Source organism: Pseudomonas sp. MWU12-2020, from assembly GCF_023100605.1.
Classification (GTDB): Bacteria; Pseudomonadota; Gammaproteobacteria; order Pseudomonadales; family Pseudomonadaceae; genus Aquipseudomonas; species Aquipseudomonas fluorescens_H.
Window position 1 is genome coordinate 141,371 of record NZ_JALMEX010000004.1, and the last position, 24,286, is coordinate 165,656.

At 56.9% G+C, this 24,286-nt stretch carries 19 protein-coding genes and 1 pseudogene; 10 read left to right on the top strand and 10 right to left on the bottom strand.

The genetic code is table 11. The annotated features are described in order from the left end of the window. Nucleotides 1–26 precede the first annotated feature (26 nt). Nucleotides 27–2,036 (bottom strand): DNA helicase Rep, encoded by a 2,010-nt coding sequence (gene rep / locus M0814_RS10975; protein WP_027610430.1) that lies wholly within the window; start codon nucleotides 2,034–2,036, stop codon nucleotides 27–29. A 262-nt stretch (nucleotides 2,037–2,298) separates the two neighbouring features. Between rep and M0814_RS10980 the strand changes: the two genes are divergently transcribed. Continuing rightward, on the top strand, nucleotides 2,299–3,972 hold the full coding sequence (locus tag M0814_RS10980; RefSeq protein WP_103483705.1) for a bifunctional diguanylate cyclase/phosphodiesterase: 1,674 nt from the start codon (nucleotides 2,299–2,301) through the stop codon (nucleotides 3,970–3,972). A gap of 109 nt (nucleotides 3,973–4,081) precedes the next feature. On the opposite strand, the gene M0814_RS10985 is transcribed toward M0814_RS10980, so the two are convergent. Continuing rightward, nucleotides 4,082–5,476, bottom strand: coding sequence for a NorM family multidrug efflux MATE transporter (locus M0814_RS10985; protein WP_103483765.1), 1,395 nt, complete (start codon nucleotides 5,474–5,476; stop codon nucleotides 4,082–4,084). Nucleotides 5,477–5,634: 158 nt separating this feature from the next. On the opposite strand from M0814_RS10985, the gene M0814_RS10990 reads away from it, so the two are divergent. The 3 genes from M0814_RS10990 to M0814_RS11000 all read left to right on the top strand — a co-directional run bounded on the left by M0814_RS10990 (nucleotide 5,635) and on the right by M0814_RS11000 (nucleotide 10,155). Then, a complete protein-coding gene (locus M0814_RS10990; protein ID WP_103483704.1) occupies nucleotides 5,635–6,555 on the top strand; it encodes a LysR substrate-binding domain-containing protein in 921 nt (306 codons plus the stop codon). A 189-nt stretch (nucleotides 6,556–6,744) separates the two neighbouring features. After that, the gene (locus M0814_RS10995; protein ID WP_103483703.1) at nucleotides 6,745–8,721 is read left to right on the top strand and encodes a methyl-accepting chemotaxis protein; all 1,977 of its coding nucleotides are present in this window, start codon (nucleotides 6,745–6,747) and stop codon (nucleotides 8,719–8,721) included. Between the two features lie 219 nt (nucleotides 8,722–8,940). Beyond that, entirely contained in the window at nucleotides 8,941–10,155 is a 1,215-nt protein-coding gene (locus M0814_RS11000; RefSeq protein ID WP_103483702.1) for an aldose 1-epimerase family protein, read from the top strand. Here M0814_RS11000 and M0814_RS11005 read toward each other — a convergent pair. Next, nucleotides 10,152–10,799: pseudogene (locus M0814_RS11005) on the bottom strand (ATP-binding protein); the annotation flags it as partial. The gene M0814_RS11000 and the pseudogene M0814_RS11005 sit on opposite strands and share 4 nt — an antisense overlap. A 258-nt stretch (nucleotides 10,800–11,057) precedes the next feature. Here M0814_RS11005 and M0814_RS11010 point away from each other — a divergent pair. The 4 genes from M0814_RS11010 to M0814_RS11025 all read left to right on the top strand — a co-directional run bounded on the left by M0814_RS11010 (nucleotide 11,058) and on the right by M0814_RS11025 (nucleotide 16,977). Then, nucleotides 11,058–11,603 (top strand): TnsA endonuclease N-terminal domain-containing protein, encoded by a 546-nt coding sequence (locus tag M0814_RS11010; protein ID WP_103483764.1) that lies wholly within the window; start codon nucleotides 11,058–11,060, stop codon nucleotides 11,601–11,603. Continuing rightward, nucleotides 11,600–13,525: a DDE-type integrase/transposase/recombinase gene (locus tag M0814_RS11015; RefSeq protein ID WP_103483701.1), complete on the top strand. Its 1,926-nt coding sequence runs from the start codon at nucleotides 11,600–11,602 to the stop codon at nucleotides 13,523–13,525. The genes M0814_RS11010 and M0814_RS11015 overlap by 4 nt, the downstream gene beginning before the upstream one ends. Continuing rightward, nucleotides 13,522–14,412: a TniB family NTP-binding protein gene (locus M0814_RS11020; RefSeq protein ID WP_093429684.1), complete on the top strand. Its 891-nt coding sequence runs from the start codon at nucleotides 13,522–13,524 to the stop codon at nucleotides 14,410–14,412. Before M0814_RS11015 ends, M0814_RS11020 begins: the two co-directional genes overlap by 4 nt. Nucleotides 14,413–16,056: 1,644 nt before the next feature. Next, complete coding sequence (locus M0814_RS11025; protein ID WP_146774680.1) at nucleotides 16,057–16,977, top strand: hypothetical protein; 921 nt, start codon at nucleotides 16,057–16,059, stop codon at nucleotides 16,975–16,977. On the opposite strand, the gene M0814_RS11030 is transcribed toward M0814_RS11025, so the two are convergent. Then, nucleotides 16,946–17,341 carry a hypothetical protein gene (locus M0814_RS11030; RefSeq protein WP_103483698.1) on the bottom strand — a complete coding sequence of 132 codons (396 nt, stop codon included), beginning with the start codon at nucleotides 17,339–17,341 and terminating at the stop codon, nucleotides 16,946–16,948. The two genes, M0814_RS11025 and M0814_RS11030, sit on opposite strands and share 32 nt — an antisense overlap. 318 nt (nucleotides 17,342–17,659) lie before the next feature. Here M0814_RS11030 and M0814_RS11035 point away from each other — a divergent pair, with 318 nt between their 5' ends. Both M0814_RS11035 and M0814_RS11040 read left to right on the top strand, forming a co-directional pair. Further along, the gene (locus tag M0814_RS11035; RefSeq protein ID WP_247868483.1) at nucleotides 17,660–18,298 is read left to right on the top strand and encodes a DNA adenine methylase; all 639 of its coding nucleotides are present in this window, start codon (nucleotides 17,660–17,662) and stop codon (nucleotides 18,296–18,298) included. Continuing rightward, nucleotides 18,298–19,131, top strand: a complete 834-nt coding sequence (locus M0814_RS11040; protein ID WP_103483697.1) for an 8-oxoguanine DNA glycosylase — start codon at nucleotides 18,298–18,300, stop codon at nucleotides 19,129–19,131. The genes M0814_RS11035 and M0814_RS11040 overlap by 1 nt, the downstream gene beginning before the upstream one ends. Here M0814_RS11040 and M0814_RS11045 read toward each other — a convergent pair. From M0814_RS11045 to M0814_RS11070, 6 genes are all read right to left on the bottom strand, one after another. Beyond that, the gene (locus tag M0814_RS11045; RefSeq protein WP_103483696.1) at nucleotides 19,072–19,746 is read right to left on the bottom strand and encodes a nitroreductase family protein; all 675 of its coding nucleotides are present in this window, start codon (nucleotides 19,744–19,746) and stop codon (nucleotides 19,072–19,074) included. The genes M0814_RS11040 and M0814_RS11045 overlap by 60 nt on opposite strands. Continuing rightward, complete coding sequence (locus M0814_RS11050; protein ID WP_103483695.1) at nucleotides 19,724–20,329, bottom strand: 7-cyano-7-deazaguanine synthase; 606 nt, start codon at nucleotides 20,327–20,329, stop codon at nucleotides 19,724–19,726. Before M0814_RS11050 ends, M0814_RS11045 begins: the two co-directional genes overlap by 23 nt. Then, entirely contained in the window at nucleotides 20,326–21,534 is a 1,209-nt protein-coding gene (locus M0814_RS11055; protein WP_103483694.1) for a PfkB family carbohydrate kinase, read from the bottom strand. The genes M0814_RS11050 and M0814_RS11055 overlap by 4 nt, the downstream gene beginning before the upstream one ends. Before the next feature lie 15 nt (nucleotides 21,535–21,549). Further along, nucleotides 21,550–21,873 (bottom strand): hypothetical protein, encoded by a 324-nt coding sequence (locus tag M0814_RS11060; RefSeq protein WP_093429692.1) that lies wholly within the window; start codon nucleotides 21,871–21,873, stop codon nucleotides 21,550–21,552. Nucleotides 21,874–21,973: 100 nt separating this feature from the next. After that, complete coding sequence (locus M0814_RS11065; RefSeq protein WP_103483693.1) at nucleotides 21,974–22,432, bottom strand: hypothetical protein; 459 nt, start codon at nucleotides 22,430–22,432, stop codon at nucleotides 21,974–21,976. Nucleotides 22,433–22,546: 114 nt separating this feature from the next. Beyond that, the gene (locus tag M0814_RS11070) at nucleotides 22,547–24,235 is read right to left on the bottom strand and encodes a hypothetical protein (RefSeq protein WP_177434700.1); all 1,689 of its coding nucleotides are present in this window, start codon (nucleotides 24,233–24,235) and stop codon (nucleotides 22,547–22,549) included. Nucleotides 24,236–24,286 lie beyond the last annotated feature (51 nt).

Sequence of the window (24,286 nt, forward strand, 5' to 3'; positions counted from 1 at the left end):
CCTAAGCTTTAAAAAAGTGGTCAATTCTAGCGCTTTAACATCGCGCGTATATCAGCCAATGCGCTATTGCCGCGCACGGCTTTGACTTCGGTCGGTGTGTCGTCGTTGCCTTCCCACGCCAGGTCGTCCGGCGGCAGCTCATCGAGGAAGCGGCTTGGCGCGCAGTCGATGATCTCGCCGTACTGCTTGCGCTTGGCGGCAAAGGTGAAGGCCAGGGTCTGACGGGCGCGGGTGATGCCCACGTAGGCCAGGCGGCGTTCCTCTTCGATGGTGTCGGCTTCGATGCTGGAGCGGTGCGGGAGGATTTCCTCTTCCATGCCCATGATGAACACGTAAGGGAATTCCAGGCCCTTGGACGCATGCAGGGTCATCATCTGCACGCCTTCGGCGCCGTCCTCTTCTTCCTGCTGACGCTCGAGCATGTCGCGCAGAACCAGTTTGCCGATGGCGTCCTCGACGGTCATCTCGCCGTCTTCGTCTTTTTCCAGGGTGTTCTTCAAGGCTTCGATGAGGAACCAGACGTTGCTCATCCGGTAGTCCGCAGCCTTGTCGCTGGAACTGTTGGTGCGCAGCCAGTTCTCGTAGTCGATGTCCATGACCATGCTGCGCAGCGCCGAGATCGGGTCTTCGCCGGCACACTGCTCACGGACCTTGTCCATGAAGCGCTTGAAGCGCGACAGGCGATCGGTGAAGCGGCTGTCCAGATGCTCGCCCAGACCGATTTCGTCGGTGGCGGCGTACATCGAGATCTTGCGTTCGGTGGCGTAGTTGCCGAGTTTTTCCAGGGTGGTCGAGCCGATTTCCCGGCGCGGCACGTTGATCACGCGCAGGAAGGCGTTGTCGTCGTCCGGGTTCACGATCAGGCGGAAGTAGGCCATCAGGTCCTTCACTTCCTGACGCCCAAAGAAGCTGTTGCCGCCGCTCAGGCGGTACGGCACCTGGTGGTGCTGCAACTTCAGCTCGATCAGCTTGGCCTGGTAGTTGCCGCGATAGAGGATCGCGAAATCGCTGTACGGGCGGTCGGTGCGCAAGTGCAGGCTGAGGATTTCCATGGCCACGCGCTCGGCTTCGGCGTCCTCGTTGCGGCAGCGGATCACGCGGATCTCGTCGCCGTGGCCCATCTCGCTCCACAGCTGTTTTTCGAATTCGTGCGGGTTGTTCGAGATCAGCACGTTGGCGCAGCGCAGGATGCGGCTGGTGGAGCGGTAGTTCTGCTCGAGCATCACCACTTTCAGCGACGGGTAGTCATCCTTGAGCAGCATCAGGTTTTCCGGCCGTGCGCCGCGCCAGGCGTAGATCGACTGGTCGTCGTCGCCCACCACGGTGAACTGGTTGCGCTTGCCGATCAGCATCTTCACCAGCAGGTACTGGCTGGCGTTGGTGTCCTGGTATTCGTCGACCAGCAGGTAACGCACCTTGTTCTGCCACTTTTCGAGGATGTCGGCGTGCTCTTCGAAGAGTTTCACCGGCAGCAGGATCAGGTCGTCGAAGTCCACCGCGTTGAACGCCTTGAGCGTGCGCTGATAGTGGGTGTAGACGATGGCGGCAGTCTGTTCTTTCGGATTGCGCGCGTTTTCCAGCGCCTGGGCCGGCAGGATCAGGTCGTTTTTCCAGGCGCCGATCATGTTCTTGATCTCGTCGACGCCGTCGTCGCCTGCGTATTCCTTCTGCATGATGTCGGTCATCAGGGCTTTGACGTCGGTCTCGTCGAAGATCGAGAAACCGGGTTTGTAGCCCAGCCGCGCATGCTCCTTGCGGATGATGTTCAGGCCCAGGTTGTGGAAGGTGCAGACCGTCAGGCCGCGACCTTCGCCGGCACGCAGCAGGGTGCCGACCCGCTCCTTCATCTCGCGCGCGGCCTTGTTGGTAAAGGTCATGGCGACGATGTACTGGGCGCGGATGCCACAGTTCTGGATCAGGTGCGCGATCTTGCGGGTGATCACGCTGGTCTTGCCGGAGCCAGCGCCGGCGAGCACCAATAGAGGGCCGCCGACGTAGTTCACGGCTTCTTGCTGCCGGGGATTGAGTCGGGACATACGAAAATTCGGGAGTCGTTGACGAAATGGGCCGGCATTTTAACAGGCTCAGCGATTTGTGCTGCTCTGTCCGACTTGTGACGCACCACGCGATTCAAATTTGCCGGTTTTGTTACTTTCACGCAGGATGCGCGGTGATTTTGCGGCTAATGTACTCATTCATGACACAAAATAACGGTTTGATAACCGTTGTCATTTGGTCATTGATCATCGCAACGGCATAATGCCCCGCCCACATCATTGCAGAGTCTAGGGAGCTAGCTTGTCTACGCCTGTCGAACCCTTGCGTTTGCTGCTACTGGCCGAAGAGCCAGCGTGGACAGCGTTATTGCGCGAGTGTCTGGCTCCGATGGGGAGCGCGGCGGTGCTGATCAGCGCGCCGAGCTGGGAGTCGGTCAGCAGTCTGTTCGAAGACAACCGTCATGCGGTGTTGTTGACCGTTCCCGCGTTGCAGCCGGCCCCGGGCCGTTGCAGTCTGCCGACCGTGTTGCTGCTGGAACACGAACCGGCCACCGCGCCCGTTGGCGTCAGCGACTGGCTGGTGTTCGACGCCCTCGATGCCGGCATGCTGCGCCGTTGCCTGCGTCATGTGCGTGAGCGCGGCGTTCTCGAAAACACTCTGCAACGCCTCGCTGAACAGGATCCGCTGACCGGCATCGCCAATCGCCAGGGCTTTCAGACCCTGCTGACCGCGCGGCTGGCAGAAAACGACGGGCGCGGTCTGGCCCTGGGACATCTCGATCTCGACAACTTTCGTCATGCCAACGACGCCCTCGGGCATCAGGCCGGCGACCGTCTGATCCTGCAAGTCGTCGCCCGGCTGAAAAGTCAGCTGGAGGCCGGTGATCAACTGGCGCGCCTGGGCAGCGACGAATTCGCCCTGCTGATCGATACCCGCCGCGCGCCGCAACGCGCCGAGTGGATGGCCGAACGCATTACCGAAGCCTTGTCCGAACCCTATTGGGTCGACGGCGAAAGCCTGTTGATCGGTTCCAGTCTCGGTATCGCCCATGCCCGCGCACAAGGTGGTGCCGACCCGCTGATGTGGCACGCGCACATCGCCATGCAGCAGGCCAAGAGCACGCAGGGCTGCACCTTCCATATCTTCAACGAACGCATCAATCGCAACGCCCGGAGCATGGCCGACCTCGAAAGCGAGCTGCGCCGGGCGTTGCGCCGCGATGAGCTGGAGCTGCATTACCAGCCGCGACTGAATCTTGCAGACGGGCAGATCGTCGGCCTCGAAGCCTTGGTGCGTTGGCGTCATGGCGAGCGCGGTTTGCTGCCACCGAGCGAATTCGTGCCGCTGGCCGAGCAGAGTGGTTTGATCGTGCCGTTGGGCTACTGGGTGATTTCCCGCGCGTTGCGCGATATGCAGGCACTGCGCGAGCGCGGGCTGCCGGCGCTGCACATGGCGATCAACCTGTCGTTCCGCCAGTTTCAGGACAGCCAGTTGCTGCCGACGCTCAGCCGGCTGATTGCCGAGCGCGGGGTCGAGGCGCAATGGCTCGAATTTGAACTCACCGAAACCGCCGTGATGCGCCGCAGCGATCTGGTCAAGCAGACCATGGACGCCCTCGGCCGCCTCGGCGTGCGTTTCTCGCTGGATGACTTCGGCACCGGGTTCTCCTCGTTCGTACACCTCAACAGCCTGCCGATCACGCTGCTGAAGATCGACAAAAGCTTCGTCGGCGGCATGGAGCAACGCGAAGAGAACCGCAAACTGGTGCATGCGATGATCAACCTCGCGCACAACCTGCATCTGGAAGTGGTCGCGGAAGGGGTCGAAACACCGGAGCAACTTGAACTGCTGCGCGGGTTTGGCTGTGATCAGGTGCAGGGTTATCTGATCAGCCGGCCGTTGCCGTTGGCGGAACTGGTGGAGTACCTGACGTTTGGTGCCAGCCAGCAGCCAGCCCTCGAAATCGTGAGCTGAACACATAACCCCTGTGGGAGCGAGCTTGCTCGCGAAGGCGGCGACACGTTCAATATACATGTGTCAGGTACACCGCTTTCGCGAGCAAGCTCGCTCCCACAGGGAAACTTCATTCAGGTTGAGGGATGTTGAAGCCTCGAGATTGCGGCTCCAGCCGAATCATCCGCTTCATCTTCCATTCAAACGCCAGCGTCAGGCTCACCGCCGCGCATGCCAGCCCCAGCGCCAGCCCCCACCAGACGCCAGTCGGCCCCCAATGCAGGTGAAACGCCATCCACCACGCCGCCGGCGCGCCGATCAGCCAATAGCAGCCGAGCCCGACCAGAAACGTGGTTTTCGCGTCCTTCAGCCCACGAATGCAACCCATGGCAATGGTCTGCGTACCATCGAACAGCTCGAACCACGCGGCCACCGCCAACAGGCTTACGGCCAGACGAATCACCTCGGCAAACGCCGGATCGTTGTGATCAAGGAACAACCCGACCAGTTGATTCGGCAGCAGCCAGAACACCATGGCAAAACCCAGCATCACCACCGCACCGAAAACAATGCCGACCCGCCCGGACATTCGCGCATCGCTCAGTTGCCCGGCGCCATAATGCTGGCCGACGCGCATGGTGATCGCATAGGACATCCCCGCCGGCACCATGAACGCCACCGAAACGATCTGCAGGGCGATTTGATGGGCGCCCAGCTGCGTGCTGCCCATGGTGCCCATGCACAGCGCGGCGAAGGCGAACAAGCCGACTTCCACAGCATAGGTGCCGCCAATCGGCAGGCCGAGACGCCACAGCTCTTGCAGATATTGACGATTGGGTCGCGACAGACCGGCGCGCAACGGGTAGGCGTCGTAGGCCGGATGCCGGCGGATGTGCCACGCGAGCGCCAGCGCCATGCAGTTGGCCACGATTGCCGTGACCAGACCGATGCCGGTCAGCCCCAGTTTCGGCAGGCCGAACATCCCGGTGATCAGTGCGTAATTGAGCAGGAAGTTGGCGACGGTGCCGCCGAGGCTGATGACCATCACCGGGGTCGCCCGGCCAATCGCACTGGTGAAGCCGCGCAGGGCCATGAAGCTCAGGTAACCGGGCAGGGCGAAGGGCAGGGCAATGAGGAATTGCCCGGCGGCATGGACGTTGGTTTCGGTCTGGCCGAACAGCAGCAACACCGGTTTCAGGTTCCACAGCAGCAGTGCGGCGCCGAGCGCCATCAGCCATGCCAGCCACAACCCGGCCTGGGTCAGGCGGGCCGCGCCGATGATGTCGCCGGCGCCCTGACGGATCGCCACCAGGGTGCCGACCGCTGCGATCACGCCGATGCAGAAAATCGACACGAACGAATAGCTCGCCGCGCCAAGACCGCCACCGGCCAGCGCTTCGGGACTCAGGCGCGCCATCATCAGGGTGTCGGTCAGCACCATCAGCATGTGCGCCAACTGTGAAGCGATCAACGGCCCTGCCAGCCGCAGGATGGCCCAGAGTTCGGTACGCACGGGATGCTGCATGGTCATCACCACTCATAAAAAGAGGGAACAGGGAATCGTCGATTCTCGGCGCTTAAACGCTTTCGCACAAAGGGATAAAAAGGATGGGTGGCATGATTAAAACTCATCCTGAGCAGATTCTGCTAAGTTGGCCACAACCCGCTATAGGAGCTTTCTGAATGTCCCGTCGGCTTCCTCCCTTGTATGCCCTGCGCGCATTCGAAGCGGCGGCGCGGCACAGTTCGTTCACCCGCGCCGCCGAAGAGTTGTCGATTACCCAGAGTGCGGTGAGTCGGCACATTCGCACGCTTGAAGAGCATTTCGCCTGCAAGCTGTTTCATCGCAGCGGACGCAACCTGCAACTGACCGAGTCAGCGCGGATGCTGTTGCCGGGGATCCGCGACGGTTTTGCGGCCCTAGAGCGCGCCTGCAACACCTTGCGCGCCGAAGACGACATCCTGCGCATGAAAGCGCCGTCGACCCTGACCATGCGCTGGTTGCTGGCGCGGCTCAGCCGTTTTCGTCATCTGCAGCCGGGGAACGAGGTGCAACTGACCAGCGCCTGGATGGATGTGGATTCGGTGGATTTCAACAATGAACCGTTCGACTGCGCCGTGCTGCTCAGTGATGGGCATTTCCCGCCGGACTGGGAAGCCAGCCTGCTATTCCCGGAAGAGCTGATACCGGTGGGCGCGCCCAATCTGCTGAACGACCAGCCGTGGGATGTTGCGCGTCTGGCGTCCACCGAACTGTTGCACCCGACTCCGGATCGGCGCGACTGGCGCAGTTGGCTGGAGCACATGGGCCTGTCCGATCAGGTCTCGCTCAAGGGCGGACAGGTGTTCGATACCCTGGAACTGGGGATGATCGCCGCAGCCCGAGGCTACGGGGTGTCGATGGGCGATTTGCTGATGGTCGCCGAAGATGTGGCGCAAGGCAGACTGAGCCTGCCATGGCCGATCGCGGTCGCCAGCGGACTGCATTATTACCTGGTGTGGCCGAAAACCCGTCCGGGAGGTGAACGTTTGCGCCGCCTCAGCGACTTCCTGCAAGGCGAAGTACGCGCCATGGCGTTGCCGCTGGTCAAGCGCTTGAGCTGAAACGTTCGAGCCCGCACAATGCCGGCCTTGCGCCATAACCCCGCTATTTACTCAAGTATTCGGTTTCACCGCCGAAAATGAGCATGTGGAACCGTCGTGCCGGTCGCCACGATTTCACCCCCATTATTAGAATTTTCCGAGCAAGTGCTGCGATCAAGGAGGATCCGGTGGCTCGGCCAGGAGCTGTCCATGTCTCAACCTCGCGCCCGGATCGCCTCGCAGCTGGGCCTTGCGCTCGCTGTGATACTGGCGATTGTCATCAGCGGCAGTACGGTGTTTGCCCTGCGTTCGCTGGATACCGCCAACCTCGCCACCCGTGAAGAGCACCTCGCCAGTGAGGCGCGGCTGCTGGCCGACCAACTGAGCACCTTCCACGGCACGCTGCGCGAAAGCACCCAGCGCCTGAGCGGGCTGTTCGAGAAGCGCTTCAGCGCGGGCCTGAGCATTCACCCGGATGAGCCGGTGACGGTTGCAGGCACTCAAACCCCGGGCCTGCACCTGGGCAGCGAAGTGTTGAACAACAACTTCAAGGAAGTTGACGAGTTCAAGCAGATGACCGCTGGGGTCGCCACGCTGTTCGTGCGTAGCGGTGAAGACTTCGTCCGCGTCAGCACATCCTTAACCAAACAGGACGGCACGCGCGCTATCGGCACCTTGCTCGATCACGCGCATCCGGCCTACGCGAAGTTGATGGCCGGTCAGGGTTACGTCGGTCGCGCCTTGCTGTTCGATCGCTCCTACATGACTCAGTACACGCCGGTGCGCGATGGCAGCGGCAAGGTGATTGCGGTGTTGTTCGTCGGTTTCGACTACACCGATGCGCAGAACGCCCAGTTCGCCAATCTCAAGCGCTTCCGTATCGGTCAGAACGGTTCGCTGGCGTTGCTGGATGAGCAAAACAAATGGCTGGTGGCGCCGGCGGGGGTGCAGGCGCTGGATCAAGCGGTGCCGGTGATCAACGGCTTGGCGAAGACGCCGGGCAAGGGGCAGTTCTGGAGCGACAGCGGCGAAGATTTCTACAGCATTGCCGTGCCGTTCGAGGGCGGCCCGTGGTCGGTGGTGGCGAGCATGCCGAAGTCCGAGATTCGCGCGGTGACCTGGAGTGTCGGCACCCAACTGGCCATCGGCAGTCTGCTGGCGATGCTGATCGCGGTGGGCGCGGCGATGTGGCTGCTGCGCAGCAAGCTGCAACCGCTGGGCGACCTTGTGCGTCAGGCCGAAGCGCTGGGCGCCGGTGATCTGAGCGTGCGCCTGAATGTGTCGAGCAACGACGAGATCGGCCAGTTGTCCCGTGCGTTCAACCAGATGAGCCAGGCGCTGTCGACCATGGTCGAGCACATCCGCCGCTCCTCGGAAGAGGTCAACAGCCGTGCCCAGGCGTTGTCCGGTTTGTCCGGCGGTGCGTACGAAGGCATGGAGCAGCAGTCCGGCGAAATCACCAGCATGGCCGGTGCGGTGGAAGAGTTCAGCGCCACCTCGCTGAACATCGCTGACAACATGGGCAACACCCAGCGTCTGGCTCAGGAAAATGCCCAGCAGACCCAGATCGGTCGCACCTCGATGCAAGAGGCGTCGTCCTCGCTGGAGCAAATTGCCGGCGCGCTGAACACCACGGCCACAGTGATCAACACCCTCGGTCAGCGCTCCCAGGAAATCGGCGGCATCGTCAGCGTCATCACCTCGATTGCCGAGCAGACCAACCTGCTGGCGCTCAACGCTGCGATTGAAGCCGCGCGCGCCGGTGAACAGGGCCGTGGCTTTGCCGTGGTGGCAGACGAAGTGCGCAACCTGGCGTCGCGCACCCGTCAGGCCACCGACGAAATCTCCGGGATGATTCACAGCATCCAGCAGGAAACCGGCAACGCCATCAGCACCATGGAGCAGGGCAACCTGTTGATGCAGGAAGGCCTGTCGCGCAACGCCAATGTCGCATCGGCGCTGGCGCGGATTGATGAACAGAGCCGTTCTGCCGGCCAGCAGTTCGCGGCGATTACCACCGCGACGCAGGAGCAGAGCAGCACGGCGACCTTGCTCAGCAGCAATCTGCAGAGCATTGCCTTGGCCAACAGTGAGCAGCGTGAGGTGGTGTCGAACCTGGCGGTGACGGCCAAGGAGCTGGAGAAACTGGCAGCGGACTTGCGTTCCGAGGTTGATCGCTTCCGTTGATGTACAGCTGAAATAGCTATCGCGAGCAGGCTCACTCCTACAGGTATATCGGTTGGTCGCAATGTTTGTGATCCCTGAAGATCCCTGTAGGAGTGAGCCTGCTCGCGATCGCCTCACTGCCAATCCTGGGTAAAACACTCGATCTCTTGCTCTTTCACACTTGCTGAAACGTTTCCGCAGCGCTATAAAACTGGCACAACTCCAATAAAGGCTGCTGCCATGACCCCGCTCAAACTTGCCGTCGCCCTCGGCGCACTCTCTGCTGCCTCCCACGCCATGGCCTGGGACTATGTCCTTCTCGATACCAACAAACCCGCGCAAAACTGGAGCATCACCAGTGAGCAGCTCGGGGTGAAAACCGACAAACCCTTTTCCGTGAGTCTGCGTACCCTGCACGGCGGGCGACAGGAAGGTGTCAGCATCGTCGATATCGATAACGGCACGATGAAACTCTCGGTGGTACCGACCCGTGGCATGAATGTCCTGCAAGCCTCTGTTGGTAGTGTGCGCATGGGCTGGGATTCGCCGGTCAAGGATGTGGTCAACCCGGCGTTCATCGAACTCAATGGACGCGGTGGTCTGGGTTGGCTGGAAGGCTTCAATGAGCTGGTGGCCCGCTGCGGTTATGAATGGGTCGGCCATCCCGGCATGGACAATGGTGAGTTGCTGACTCTGCACGGGCGCGCTGCGAACATTCCGGCCAGCAGCGTTACCCTGCACATTGATGAGAAGCCGCCGTACGCCATCAGCCTGCGCGGCGAACTGAAAGAACAGGCGTTCAAGAAAGTAGACTTTTCGGTGGTGACGGAGCTTGTCACTGAGCTCGGCAGCACCCGTTTCGCTCTCAACGATACGCTGACCAATAACGGCGATTATCCGAAGGAATATCAGGCGCTGTATCACAGCAACTTCAGCACGCCGTTCCTCGAGCAGGGTGCACGGTTCGCGGCGCCGGTGAAACAGGTCTCGCCGTTCAACGACAAGGCCAAAGCCGAGTTGGCGGACTGGCAGATTTATCGCGGTCCAACCAAGGACTATGACGAAACCGTCTATAACGTCGTGCCCTACGCTGACGCCAAAGGCGAAACCCTGACTGTTTTGCACAACAAGGCTGGCAGCCTCGGTGTCTCTGTTGGCTTCAATACGCAGCAACTGCCGGTATTTTCCCTGTGGAAAAACACCGATACCCAAGGGCAGGGCTATGTCACGGGCCTTGAGCCGGGCACCAGTTTTTCCTACAACCGCCGCTATCAGCGTCCGTTGAATCTGGTGCCGACCATTGCGCCAAAGGCCAGCCAACAGTTTCAGATCAGCTACAGCCTGCTGGCGGACAAAGGCGCTGTGGATAAAGCCTTGAAGCGCGTGACCGAGATTCAGGCCGGGCGTGAAACCGAAGTGCGGCAGACGCCGCTGGTTGATCTGACCGAGCATTAAGGCGTCGCCGGCCGATACTGCAGCGCCTCGGCCAGATGCTCACGGCGGATTGCATCGACTTGCTCAAGGTCTGCCAGGGTTCTGTCGACTTTGAGCAAACGATGGGCTGAGCGTAGTGACAGGGTCAGCCGTTCGCAGGCCGACTCCAGCCAGGTTTCATCGGCTGTGGATAACTTGCAGTGGCGTTTCAGTCCCGGCAGATCGAGAAAGGCATTGGCACAAAGCTGACGCTTTTGCTGGCGTTCGCGTGCCTCGGCCACCACGGCTGCCGCACTGGCGCTGTCCTCGCCTGGCTTCACTGCCGGATTCAACGCCGTCGCTTCCCGCGCCACCGTCAGGTGCAGATCAATCCGATCCAGCAACGGCCCCGATAGCTTGTTGCGGTAGCGCTGCACCATGTCCGGTGTACACGAGCACTTGCCGCTCGGCTCGCCAAGATATCCACAGGGGCAAGGATTCATGGCCGCCACCAACTGGAAACGCGCAGGAAAGCGTACGCGATCCTTGGCTCGGGCGATCACGATATGTCCGGACTCCATCGGCTCGCGCAGAACCTCCAGCACCTTGCGATCAAACTCCGGCAATTCATCGAGAAACAGCACACCGTGATGCGCGAGGGTGATCTCGCCGGGTTGCGGTTTTGAGCTGCTGTCGGCTTTCGGAATAGCTGCGAAAGCGCTACGCTAAAGGCCTCATAACACCGTCTGTCTCTGCTGAATTTGCTGCGAATAATTTCCGAAATAACTGCGACAGGATTGAGAATGTCTACAAATAACTGCGACCAGCCTAAACAGGTTCGGCGTATCAAGCCTACGAGACGCAGTGTCTCGGGTGTTATGCCATTTCGAGGTGCGGGCGGGATTCCCTTCGAATCTCTACTCGAGAGAGATTTTCTTAAACGAATGAGGTTTTCTCATCGAGTTTCATCTGTGGTCGCCCAGCCGGTGAGAATCGATTTTATTGACCTACACGGTCGACCTCAGACGTACACGCCGGACTTCTTGGTCTACTACCACCAAGGGGGCAACAGTCATGTCCATTACATCAAACCAATGCTTGTTGAAGTGAAACCTGCGTATCTCTGGCGTGAGCACTGGCGAGCTTGGTCCGGGAAGTGGAAGGCCGCTCGGCGTTATGCCAGAGAACAGGGGTGGTCATTCAGCATCTACGACGAATCCCGAATTCGTGGCCTGCCTCTGGAGAACATCATTTTTCTCGAACGCTTCGAGCGAATGACTTTTGATCGCGAAGACATCGACATGGTGCTCAACACTCTGCAAGAGACAGAGATCTCTCCAGTGCACTATTTGCTAGCGCGTCACTTCAACGGCATTTATCGAGAAAGAGGTGTTTCCCTTCTCTGGCATCTCATCGCAACTGGCCGAGCCGAGTGCGACATTACTGAACCTCTCGATCAGTTCCTTGAGGTGTGGATACCTCACTTATGAACATCTACGAAATTGATACCGATGAGCATTTGATCCCTTTCGAGCCGTCCAGATCGCGCGTAGCAATTGAGGTCGGCGCGATGGTGCGTCGTGACAAGGCTATCTACCGAATCCTTCAAATATTGGGGTTCGATACAGTCATCGGTGTGGAGGTAGAAACCGGTGTAAGTGCTTCGTTGCGGGTGCCGGAACTTCGGGCTGTCGAGCAAGAAAGAATTGATGGGCTCTACGTCAATCATGATGTAGCGACCATCAACTCTGACGACTGGGCCGTCGCGCAGCAGCGCTTCTCGGCAATAAGCCCTCTAATCAACGAGACCGTTAATCCTAGGTACACCGTAGAAGCGCGGGCGAAAGAGGTTGGTGTTGATACTGCCACGCTGTACCGGTGGCTGGAGCGCTACCAGAACTGGAACGAAATTCTCGCCTTGGTTCCGCGCAAGCGTGGCTGGAAAAGTGGGGCAACGAGGCTGACGATTGAAGCTGAGAAGATCATTCAGGATGTGATCGACGATCACTATCTCAAGTCTCAAAGACCGAGCATTCAATCGACCATCGCGGAAGTGGCGATGCGCGCCAAAGCTCAAGGTATTACCCCTCCAGGTGCCTCCGCGATCCGTGCTCGAATTGCCAAAATTCCCGAAAAGCAGGTTCTTAGAAAGCGTGGCTTTGCTGATCAGGCTCGTAACAGGTACACACCGTCTGTGGGCAAGTTTCCGGGGGCTGGCTATCCGCTTGCGGTCATCCAGATTGACCATACCCCTATCGACCTGATTGTCGTTGATGATCTTCATCGCAAACCCATCGGCCGCTTATGGCTCACAGTTGCCATCGATGTGCATTCCCGAATGATCGTTGGCTACTATCTGGCACTTGAGGAACCATCGGAAATCTCCGTTGGCATGTGTATCGCTCACGCGGTGCTGCCGAAGGAGGACTGGCTCAACGTTCACCAGGTAGAGGGTGATTGGCCAGTATGGGGCTTCCCGCGAGTCGTTCACTCCGATAATGGGCCGGACTTTCGCGCGGAGAACGTTCGACGTTCTTGCTCGAATTACAACATCGAGAACGTCTTTCGCCCGGTCAAAGTTCCTAAATATGGTGGGCATATCGAACGGTTGCTCGGGACGTTCATGCGCATGTTGCACGAGTTACCTGGCACAACGTTCAGCAACACGAATGACCGAGACGGGTACGATTCGGACAAGAACGCGACGTTGACGATGGGCGAGTTCGAGAAATGGTTAGTACGGGCCATCCTCCGCTACCACCAGAGTCCTCATTCAGCTATTTACATGAGCCCAGCCCGAAAGTGGCAGTTGGGCTTCTTTGGAAATCGCGAGCTTGATCCCCTTGTCAGTGTTCCGCCGCGCCCAGATGATGCGCTAACGGTGCAGCTGGACTTCCTGCCATCTTTTCGTCGTACCGTACAGACCTACGGCGTCCAGATCGACGTGTTCTATTACTCCGAGGCCTTGCGACACTGGATCAACACCACTGATCCTGAAACTGGCCTAGCGAGGAAATTCATTTTCCGGCGAGATCCGCGTGACATAAGTGTCATTTGGTTCTTCGACCCATTACTTAAGCAATATTTTCGCGTTCCAGTCGCAAACCAGGCTTTCCCCGCAGCTACCGTTTGGGAGTTCAGGGCCGCTAAGAAAAAGGCGGTGGACGAGGGGCGAGAGAACATCGACGAAGCGACGATATCCAGACTAATAATGGAGAATCGTGAGCTGGTGAAAAGTGCCTCTCAGATGACCAAAAAAGCACGTAGGGATGCCCAGAAGCTCAAGGTGCACGGGAAAAACGTTACTCCTGCATCCCCCAAGAGATCTGTAGCCCAAGTTGTCGCGGATTTGCCCGCATCGCCAGACGGCCTACTGCTCGATGACGTTGAATTGATCGGTGACATTTCATGAGTGAGTACGCGCATCTTCTGCCGGATTTTCGACCGGTTCTTCAGCTCTCAGATCGTGAGCGTATTTTGTTCATGGGTGAGCCACGCTGGATTGGTTATGGAGCCGCTCATAATATCCTGGAGAACCTCGGTTACTTGTTCGATATGCCCAAGCGACCCCGCATGCAAAATCTGCTGATTGTCGGCGATTCTAACAACGGCAAAACAACGATCGTGCGCCAGTTCATGAAGACTCACGGTGAAGGCTACGTCAACGAAAATGCCGATCCAGTGCGGCCCGTGATCCTTGCCGAAGCACCGGCATCCGCCGATGAAAAGGATTTTTATATCGCATTATTGGATCGCCTTTGGATGCCGTATCGAACGACGGACTCCAAGGTTTCATTGCGCTATCAGGTCTTCCATTCCTTTCGCGAGCTGAACGTGCGGATGCTGATCATCGATGAAATCCATTCGCTTTTAACCGGCTCTGCGATCAAGCAACGAGAGGTCATGAATGCCATCAAAGCCCTGTGTAACGAGCTGGCTATTCCAGTGGTTGGTGTAGGAACACCTGATGCCGTCAGGGTGCTCCATCATGATCCGCAACATGCCAGTCGATTTGACGTGGTCAAACTGAATCTTTGGAAGCTCAACCCTGACTTCCAACGGTTGTTGAAGGCCTTTGAAGCCATCCTGCCACTTAAGCGTGCTTCGGAGTTGTACAAGGCGGACAAGGCGCAGTTGATCCATTCGATTTCCGGTGGCAACACAGGCGACATTCATCGCCTGTTGGTCGAGTGTGCAAAGGAGGCAATAGTTTCGGGTAAGGAGCACATAGACAGAGAGCTGATCGAGAGTAAGTCGTGGCTGCGTCCTACACGTGGCATCCGGGAGCTGATGGGGTAGCGCCTGTATGGCCACTTTCTCAATCACTAATTGCGGACGAGTTGCTGTCTTCGTGGCTGGTGCGCGTCGCACTGGCCCACGGCTACTCACCCAGTAACTTGGCGTCCGTGGTGTGGCCGGCATTTCGAATCTGGACTCAGGATTTTGATCGTGGGATCGAGCTTCGAAGGTTGGAAGTGCTCGCTGCATACACTGGGATTACAGCAACCACATTGCAGTGTTCAACACTGGATCGAGTCGCGAAGTTGCTGGTCAATGACCCTTCGAAGCAGACTGGTGTCTGGCCGTGGGTGCTTGTACTAGGTTGTCGTAGTAGGTTTCATGCCGGCGGGCTCCAGTGTTGCCCCGAGTGCTTCACCCAAGGAAAAACGTTTTACCGAATTCAATGGCGATTGGCTTGGCACACGAGTTGTCCCATCCACAACGTCGGCTTGATCGACTGTTGCCAGCGATGTCACTCTCCTTTGCAGCCGGGCCTACTGCAGGCGAGCGAACTTATGGGCCAATGTCACGCCTGTGGTGCCTTGCTCGGAGCATGCGCTCGAGTGGCGGCTCTGCCAGACGCGCTTGCTATTCAGCAGTACGCGGATCAATTGGTCACAGCGCCTGGATCATTCGGAAATATCACTCTGGATTTCACACAGTGGATGCGGGTGGCGCGTGCGATGATTAGCTTGTTGCAAGTTACTGCCCGACAACGTTCGCAAACACTACTGCTATTTTGCAAAAACCTAGGTGTGGATACGACATCCCTAACACCCGCATCGCTGGGCCTACCGTTCGAATATTTAGCACAGCCCGAACGTGCCAAATTGCTTGGGGGAGCTTGGGCGCTGATGACCGCTGGGCCAGACATATTCATCCACGAGGCCAAACGACTTGCCTTACCTTTGTATGCCCTTCATGTTCCTCCCCATGGAGCACCGGACATCTTGATCCGCATGGCGAGCGCGTTGAAAGTCCACTCCCCGCATCTGGCTAGTCAGCGTAACGATGATCATCCTCGCACGCAGATGGAGGTGTTACGCATGTGGTTGCGATTGACGAGAAGGATGAGACGAAATGGCCTCTGACCAGGCGAGCACCACTCCGACGTGCTGTGACTGCGGCAGGGCAATGCTCAAGGCGAAGAAGGTTCATGAGGGCCAGCGCTATTGTGCGACCTGCTACCCGCGCTTGTTCAAGCGACGGATGTGCGCCGGCTGTGGAAATTTCGCAAGGTTACCCATATTCGATCTATCCGCTCGATGCGGTGGTTGCGCGCGTAATCGTCCTTGCGTGCGCTGTCAGAAGGTCGAATTCAAGATTGGCCTGATGACTCAGTATGGCCCGGCGTGTAAGGCATGCGCGCGATATTTTAGAGTGCCGGCACCTTGCGAGGTCTGCGGCAAACTTTCACGGCAACTGGCTCAGAATCAAATAACGGGTTTGCGTTCTTGTCCGAAGTGCAGCGGTCCCGACGCTGCTACGTGCCCTAGTTGCCGCCGCCATCGAGTTCTGGTGGAAAGTGCGCAGGGAGAGAAACTTTGTAAACCGTGCAGCTACGAGGGGACGCGGCCTTGTGGCACATGTGGCACTGACATGCCGGCGGGTCGAGGCCATGAGTGTGAGCACTGTTACTGGCGGCGTACGCTTAGAAGTCGTTTGGCAATAGATCAGCAGGGTTTCGCTTCTCCTGAGGTAGGCGCGTTGTTTGTGAGCTTTGGCGAATGGCTTGAGCGCGAGATGGATGTAAAGAAAGCGGCGGCCAGGGTACATACTTACTTCGACTTCTTTAGCCAGATCGATCATCTATGGGGTCGTATTCCTTCCTACGAAGCTCTGCTCGAGCACTTCCATGCCGGTGGCTTGCGTAGGGCTGAAGTACCCATGCGGTGGCTTGTACAGGCTCATGGGGTACGCGCAACTGCTGATGCTCGCGAAGCACACTCGGAACAGCGCCGATTGGATGAGTTGCTATCTCAAGTTACAGGGCAATGGGAAAGCGATGTGTTGACCAAGTATCACCGTGCCTTGATCGCCAAGCTGAGTCAACACGACGTCCAGTTGCGTTCAGTCCGGCTGGCTATTCGTTCGGCGGTAAATTTTTTGAACCAGGTACAACTGACCGGTGGGGCATTACCCACCCAGCGTACGCTTGAGTCTTTTTGGCGACATTGGCCTGGGCAAGTAGCGGCGGTGACAGGCTTTATCAACTTTCTCAACAAGACTCTCAATCTGAAGCTGGATCCGCGACCAAATGAGAAGTGGCTGAAAGCTGCTAAGCGTCATAAGTCCGAAAGAGAGCTGATCGATCTTTTCAAAAATCGTTATGAGGTCAGAGACTTTGAGGCGAAGTGGATAGTCAAAGGATTGGCCTATTTTCATGGTATTAGTCGAGCGAACCACAAGTCGTTGGACTTTCGCCCAGCCTCATTCCGCGAGGTGGCAGGATTCGAAGTAGACTTTGCGGGCAGCACACTCTGGGTGCCGTCTGCTGAGAGTTACGGATCAACGCACGTTGATGCTGAAACGTTAGGGGCAGCGACCTTGCTCATTGCAGGCTCAGGAGATCGCGCGCGGTGATTTGCTGGCGATTGCCATCGCCTAGCAGAACATACACCGTGTTCTTGGTGATAAAAAAACCGTTATCGTCATAGCTTTGTTGGAAAGAGCTACGAACCCAGTCCCCAGCGGAAAAGCGTCCACGACTGTCATGTACTACATGTAGTGCATATAGAAGTACTGGCTTCAAGCCACGGGACAGAAGGATATCCCGCTCTTCTTCGGTGATTTCCAGGTCGAGTATCGCCCAGTCTTTCACAAGACAGAATGAGTGATGCGCAAATTTCCCGTGCGCCACTATGGCAGCCTCATCGGCCGACAAGTTGCAGCCTTTGACTGTCTGCCGGTCTCTCCCAATAAGCTTTTCAAGTCTTCCGAGATCCATTGGCGAGGTACTCTCGAGAATTGGCCGTGTGTTTCTGCACGCCTATGTGCAGGCGAATATGAACACTAGCTTCTGAGAGATTGATGATGGAAGTGCCAGTCCAGGTTGTCAAAAGGCTAAATCGCTAGTTCTTTTGCTTGAAGGGCAGCGGTGAGCTGTTCTGTAGGCTTGCTAGTAAGTACCGCAGCGGCTGACGGCAACATTGATCCTTTTAACCGTCGGTCGACACCTTCTCGCTCCTCATTGACATCATCGTCAGATATGACGATGCTTGAGTGCATGAGATATCCAGGCGGGAAAGGCAAGTGCTACCAGCACTTGATCAACCTGATGCCACCGCATCAGACCTATATTGAGTCGCACCTTGGCGGCGGCGCGGTCATGCGCAACAAGAAACCTGCGCAGCGCAGCATCGGGATAGACCTCGATGCGAAGGTCATTGACCGTTGGCTCGCGGAGCTGCCAGGGGTATGTGAGCTTAAAAAAACCGATGCGTTGGGGTTTCTAGAAAACTTTGAGTTTACTGGGGACGAGCTGGTTTACGTTGACCCTCCCTATGTGCCGCACACCCGCCGAAGGGCCAAGGTCTACCGTTGCGACTACTCCGAGGCCGATCATGTACGGCTGTTGCACCTGCTTAAAACACTGCCCTGCAAAGTGATGCTTTCTGGCTACGACAACGAACTCTACGACGCGCAGTTGGTGGGTTGGCACAAAGTGAAATTCCAAACCAAAACCCACGTGGATGTACGCGAGGAGGTGGTGTGGATGAATTTTGAACCACCTGCACGTTTGCATGACTCTAGATATATGGGTGCAACATTTCGCGATCGGCAAACCATCCAGCGTCGTCAGGCGCGGTTACGAGATCGTATCGACAGCATGAGTGCAGCAGAGCGCTATGATTTGCTGCAATGGATGCAGGAACAATACGGTGACGCCGAGGAGGCAGCCTGATGCAGCTGGGCGCGATTTTCATGGATCACGTGGTCTTCAATGTCGAGTTGCCAATGCCAGACTCGGAAGTGATTCCGGGTGTTCCGTGGGGCGCAATCGAAGCTTTTCCGACACCCGCGTATTGGGCTTATCAGGTCTACGCCCGACGGCTGCAAGGCGAGCGCATCAACTACAAACTGGGTGCGACTCTGAAAGAAGAAGTGGGTGCATGCCTTTTGGGAGGTCACGGCATTCCTGCCAGTGTTGGGCTTGCAGCCTTCCACCATGTCAAAGCGCGTGGGGCATTTGGAGATCAGCCACCTTCAGAGGAAGTGCTACTGGAATGGCTCAAGGAGCCAATATCGGTGGAGGATCGGACGGTTCGTTACCGGTTTGCCAAACAGAAGGCGCGTTACCTAGCTGCAGCACTGCACAAATTGGCAACCGAGTATCCCCCGCTGAGCACGGGGCGAGCCCTACGAGATTGGCTGCTGGACATTCCCGGCATCGGTTACAAGACGGCTTCATGGGTGGCGCGCAACTGGCTGGACGCAGACGATGTCGCCATTCTCGACATTCATATTCTGCGCGCAGGTCTGTTGGGCAAGTTCTTTGAACAGAGTCTGACTGTTGAGCGCCATTATCTGGAGTTGGAGGAGCAGTTCATCCAATTCAGCAAAGGATTGGGTGTGCGAGCATCTGAACTGGACGCGCTGATCTGGCTGGAAATGATGTCTTCCTCGGCGACGGTCCACAGCATCATGGGCATGGGTCAGACTTCACCTGAACGACGTTCACGGGGCAAGCCCAAGAAAAGCCAAGCCGACGCCAACCAATTGACTTTCCTCAGCTAGGGCGCTGGCCCACGGTTCGCCAGTGATGCCCAGTGGGCAGAAATTCAGCCCCAAGCCGCACGCAGCGAGCGCCATTGTCGCTACCTGTGCGCCGGCATCTCTCCAGATCAAACTGCACCCGTCCTGATATTTCGCCAAAGCTTTGCCAGGCTCAGCCAGAAATAAGATCAGAGTGGCGTGTGGGGCGTTGAGAACTTGCTGGCTGTGCTCCCAGAGTCCTTCAAATGCCTTTGGTGCAGTAGTCAGCTCGGCGAGGAAATGCCCTCTAGGTTCATACAGCCACCAGCGCTCGTCATGGGGTCGCTTGATGACCAGGTGTATGGGATGGATTGCCCCCGCCGATGGTGACGCGCGGTATTCAAGCTCGAAACCCAGATCGGATGGCCACGTCTCATAAGTGCGACAGGCGTACCAGAGAAAATCAGCTAGCCCAACGTCCTCAAGAGACGCGAACTGACGTACTGTTCTTCTCTGCTGAAGTACTTCAAGTACTGCCGGCGAGGCTACGGGTAACCCTGCCGGCAGATGCTGGATCTTTCCTGTGACCCACCGAAACGGTTTATAAAGATCGTTGGGGTGCTTGGGAAATGGATTACCCAGATCGATCCAAGTCATATCCGACCTCTTCGAACACCTCAAAGTACTTGTTACAGCCACGGCAGTTGCCACAAGGAACGTCGGCTTTATGGCAACTATGCGCCCATGCCAGATAGCCTGAGGGAATACCTGATGCGCGAACTAGCTCTTGCGTGGAGAGTTTTATGGCCGGAGCCTCAATGCGCATTCCGCCTTCCTGAAGTGACATCAGTTGGCTGATCGCGTCCACGAACTCGGGTGTACCGTCTCGGTGGGATCCGTCCGACTTCACTGTTCCCAACCATAGATGCGTCACGTCGTACGAAATGGGTTTCATTGCTGCCAAAGTAATCAGCATCTGATTGCGATATGGCCACCAGTCTGAGGCAGGGGCCAAACCATCTGCCGTAGTACCGGCCATGTCACCGGAGCCGAGGCTACGACAGTCAATCTCCAGAACGTAGTGCTCAATTCCCAAGCGTTCACAAATAGCTTTGGATGCGGCGATCTCGGCATTAGCTGCCAACTGACCGTAATTGAGGGTGAATGCCAGATCAGGGCGCTTCCACCAGGCGAGTGACAAGGAGTCCATGCCCCCTGAAAGCAAAAGTGCGATTTTCATAGCTTGATCGCCTCCCAGACCGTCTGATAAATCGATGACACGTAGTCATCACAGATCAGGCAGTCCGACCCTTCCATCATCTTCTTGTCTTGGGCTGATTCGTTCTCCGAGTACAGCACCACAGGTTTGGTTAGAGCCCTGGCGTAACCGATCTCATAGATCGTGCCTGAATCCAGTCCATCGCCAATGGCAAACAACAGATCGCAGTCACGGATTGCCTGAATATCTAACTCAACGACGTCTTCAGCCGAGCCAAGCCCTACGTCGTGATAGGGGGAGAAAACGCGCAGTCCCATCGCTTGTAGATCGTTCAGCGCTTCGCGGATCATCCAGAGTTGAGCCAAGGTAAAAAACGGGCCCGCCAAATACACTTGGGGTCTGAAACCGTTGCGGTATCGATCTGAGGCAACCAGCGCTTCAGGTGTATAACCGCTGAGTTGCTTGGGCGTAGGATATCCCTGAGTCTCGCAATAAAAAGCAGTGGCCTTGGATGCGATTGCAGCAGCTTCAGTGGCGTTGTGTCCCTGCTCTAGCCACGCGTATGCAAAGTGGGCAGCAAAGGTGTCGCCTGAACCGATCTTCCAGACACGCTTCGTCCGGTAAGCCGGCACGGAGGTAATTGCCCCATGCTCGTACACCAGCGCGCCCAGCGGCCCCATCTTGATGATGACTACTTCCGCGCCTTCTTTTTGGGCAAGCAGTGCTGCCAGCTCTTCCACAGTCAAATCGGAATCACACAGCTGTTGTGCTTCGTGGCGATTCAGGACAAGTGCCAAATGTTTGGCCTTCGAGCCGTTGGCGCTGAAAAACTCGGGATTGTCCGCACTCTGTGGGTCGTAAACGGCGTAGTCGGCATCTACTACGACAGTGCCTTCGATCATGCCAAATCGAAGAACACGGGGGGCTGCAACCTGAATGCTGATAGCAGGATCGGCATGACGATAAGCAATCTGCGGGGTAGCCAAGCCATGGGTGTAATCGAACGATACGCTTTGGGGCACATCGGTAGGCTCCAGCGTGAAGCCTTCGAGTGCTGCGCGGTTGCTCATGATGAACAACGACTGGCTGTCCAGAGGGCTGTGGAGCTCCACATCACCCCCAAAACGAGAAATCGCCGTTGCCGCCCTGCCTGCGGAGCCGTAGTACTCTTGCCAACTCGGGCGTAGACAACGCTCCCTGTACACACCACCTGCGACGGTAATCATAAAGCGCTCCTTGCTTCACTTGACGGGATAGATGAGGACTCGTACTTGGCCGTTGTTGATAGCGAGTACTCTGGCGGCGTACATGTAACCTTCACTCATGCAGATCCGCAGGCGTTGGAGGCGCGGGTCTGCGATTCCGCCGGCGATGTTGCCACGCCAGAGTGCATGCACAACGGACTGACCGTTCTGTTCCCCGGATACGATGTCCAGGATGTCGTTGACGTGCAGCTGATCCACAATCTCTTCCTTGGGGGATGCCAACTGCGCACTAAACGACAGCTGATCACACACCTCAGGCGTTTCAATCGTCGGGCCTTGGGGCCCTCCAGTACCGGACATGAGCATTTCCTTTTGCTAAGCGAGGGTCATAGCAATATCACGAGGTGATATCCAATTGCTATCAGTCTCGCCGGTTGATTTGGCCAATTGATACTTCGCCTTAGTGGGGAAATATCAGATCTTTTCGCAACATCGTTCCGGCAATCGCAGCGGGCTTGAAGTCCACAATACCAGCTTCTCCCAGAGGCCCAGTCGCTTGCAATGGCGGTTCGAGAGTGTAGGTTTCTCCCGTACTACTGAGCTGAATTTCATCGAAGTAAACATCGCGAGTGTTGTTGACCTTGGCGACTTGGCGCCCGAGCAAACGACTGCCTTTCGGAATGGTGATGTTCTCGAAGTTGTCGTAGACGTTCTGGTAAACCATTGCCGATACTTGATCAGGATCGACACGCTCCAGCGTCAGATTGATGAAGGATCCCTGCGTCAGTTCATACGGTTGAGGTTGGTGTAATTGAGCTTTGATCGCCGTGTCATTGACCAGTTGCTGAGCCGAGGCAGAACCCGAAAGAATCAGCACCTGAACCATTGCCAATACGGCAGTCAGCTTTTTAAAACGCATAGTTATCTCCAGTGCTTCAATGTAGAAATGATTCAGAAACCCAGCCGTACGTGCCCGGACTGTCCAGTTCAAGCGCATGCAAAATCTGGTAGAGCACTGCTGCGCAGGTGGCACTCATACAAGCTCCACTCCCAGCTTTCTAAACGCACCTATTAGCCGGTTGCGATAACGAACCTGCTTGTCTTTCTGGGTGTGATTAAAGGTTTCGAAGCCTTGGGGGAAGAAGTTGGCCATATTTTTAAAGACGCCCTTTTTGTACCGGATTGAGGAGCTCAACTTCTCTACGAATTGTGAAAACTCTTCCTCGCTCGACACGTGCGATTTCATTAATAGCCCTGCACGCCCTGAGCTTTGATCACCTTCGATTTCCTTACGCTGGGTCTCGAAGCAGAAGTAGTCCACACTGGCGATCTGGATGCGCAGCACCAATAGGCCGCGCAACTGATTGGTGCCTCGGTCGAGGTAGACCCAGCTGCGTACATCACTGGGAATCTTCGAGTTCTCGATGGGAGCCAGCACAAGTACTTTGGCTGGCTCACTCGAGCTGAACCCATCAGTGGGGGTATACCAATCCAAGCGCGTGATTTTGTTCTTCTCGCATTTTTTCAGAGATGCGAAAGCGTTCCAGATATCACGCAGAAACCCGTGAGACTCCAACTTGGCTTCTGCAACGTGCTCTGCCTTGCCGACGTTCTTGCCGGAACCGACACCGTCGCCGTCTGCCAGGGAGTCAGGCCTTGGTGGATTTGGGCCAAGCCTCCCTTTATCTGTGGGAACAATTTTTTTGGTTTTGACAACCTTCCTCCTCTTCCCCAATGCCTTGAAGGGTGGAGCTTTGACGATCGTGATTTCTGAGTGCTTGTCAGGTTCAACATAAGACTGTTCCTGAAGAAACTCTTCAGCATGCGCAGATCTTAACGGACGTGGCATGACCAATCTCCCAGCACCCTCCTTCCCATCGGTAGAGTCAAATTTTAAAGCTTGCCACTGAATGTCTTCCCCGATGGGTTCGCTGGAGCCCACTAAATCGAGGCAAAGAAATGTTTTGCCGCCGTTAATCCACTTCCCTCGGCACTCTAGCGTTCCAGGGCCGGTAAACCACGGTTCCGCTTCCAAGTTCACCTTTTGCAGCGGGGATCGGGAAGCAAACTGTGAGTTGATTTTCTTTGTGCGCATCTCGGTGTAGCTGTCATACATAAGATGAGCCAAATACACGGCATCGTAGTTACGCATTCTGCGAGACGGCTTGACCAGCCACTGGTGAGCAGAAGGTCGCGGGTCTTCATAAAGCACGTCCATCACGTCTGACCATTTGAGAGTGGTCAATGCCCGGCAGACATCCATGTTCCTAGCATAGGCTCTAGCAAAATAGTCAACGCAAGAAACCAGCAGATTGCCTTTTGGCAGCTTGAAGTTGATCAGTTTCATGCTGTCTCGCTCGCCGTAATGCAGGGGGTAATCCTGATCAGAGAAGATGTGGCCCATACCCATCTGATTGAGCTCCAACCGAGATGTCAGACTCCAGCCTTCCGGAGAGAAATCCACATCGAATTTTCTCTCTTGCATCAATGTGTCCGACACACATTTACCCCGCCTCCAGATCGTTCCGATCCGATAGTGAGGAATGGTGCTCAGTGGCAGGCTCACAAATTGGCCTGCCGAGGGAACGTTCTTTTTCAAGGAACGGAAATACACATCCACAAGAGGCATGGAGCGGGCACGAATGTTGTGCCGGATTTGGGCATACGACCAGACGATGTAATTACCGCTAAGGCGCGCCACGCCAGAGTCGGGATGAGTCAAATCGGATCGTGGATAGGAGAACTCAACACGTTTAACTGGCCCCACCTTACA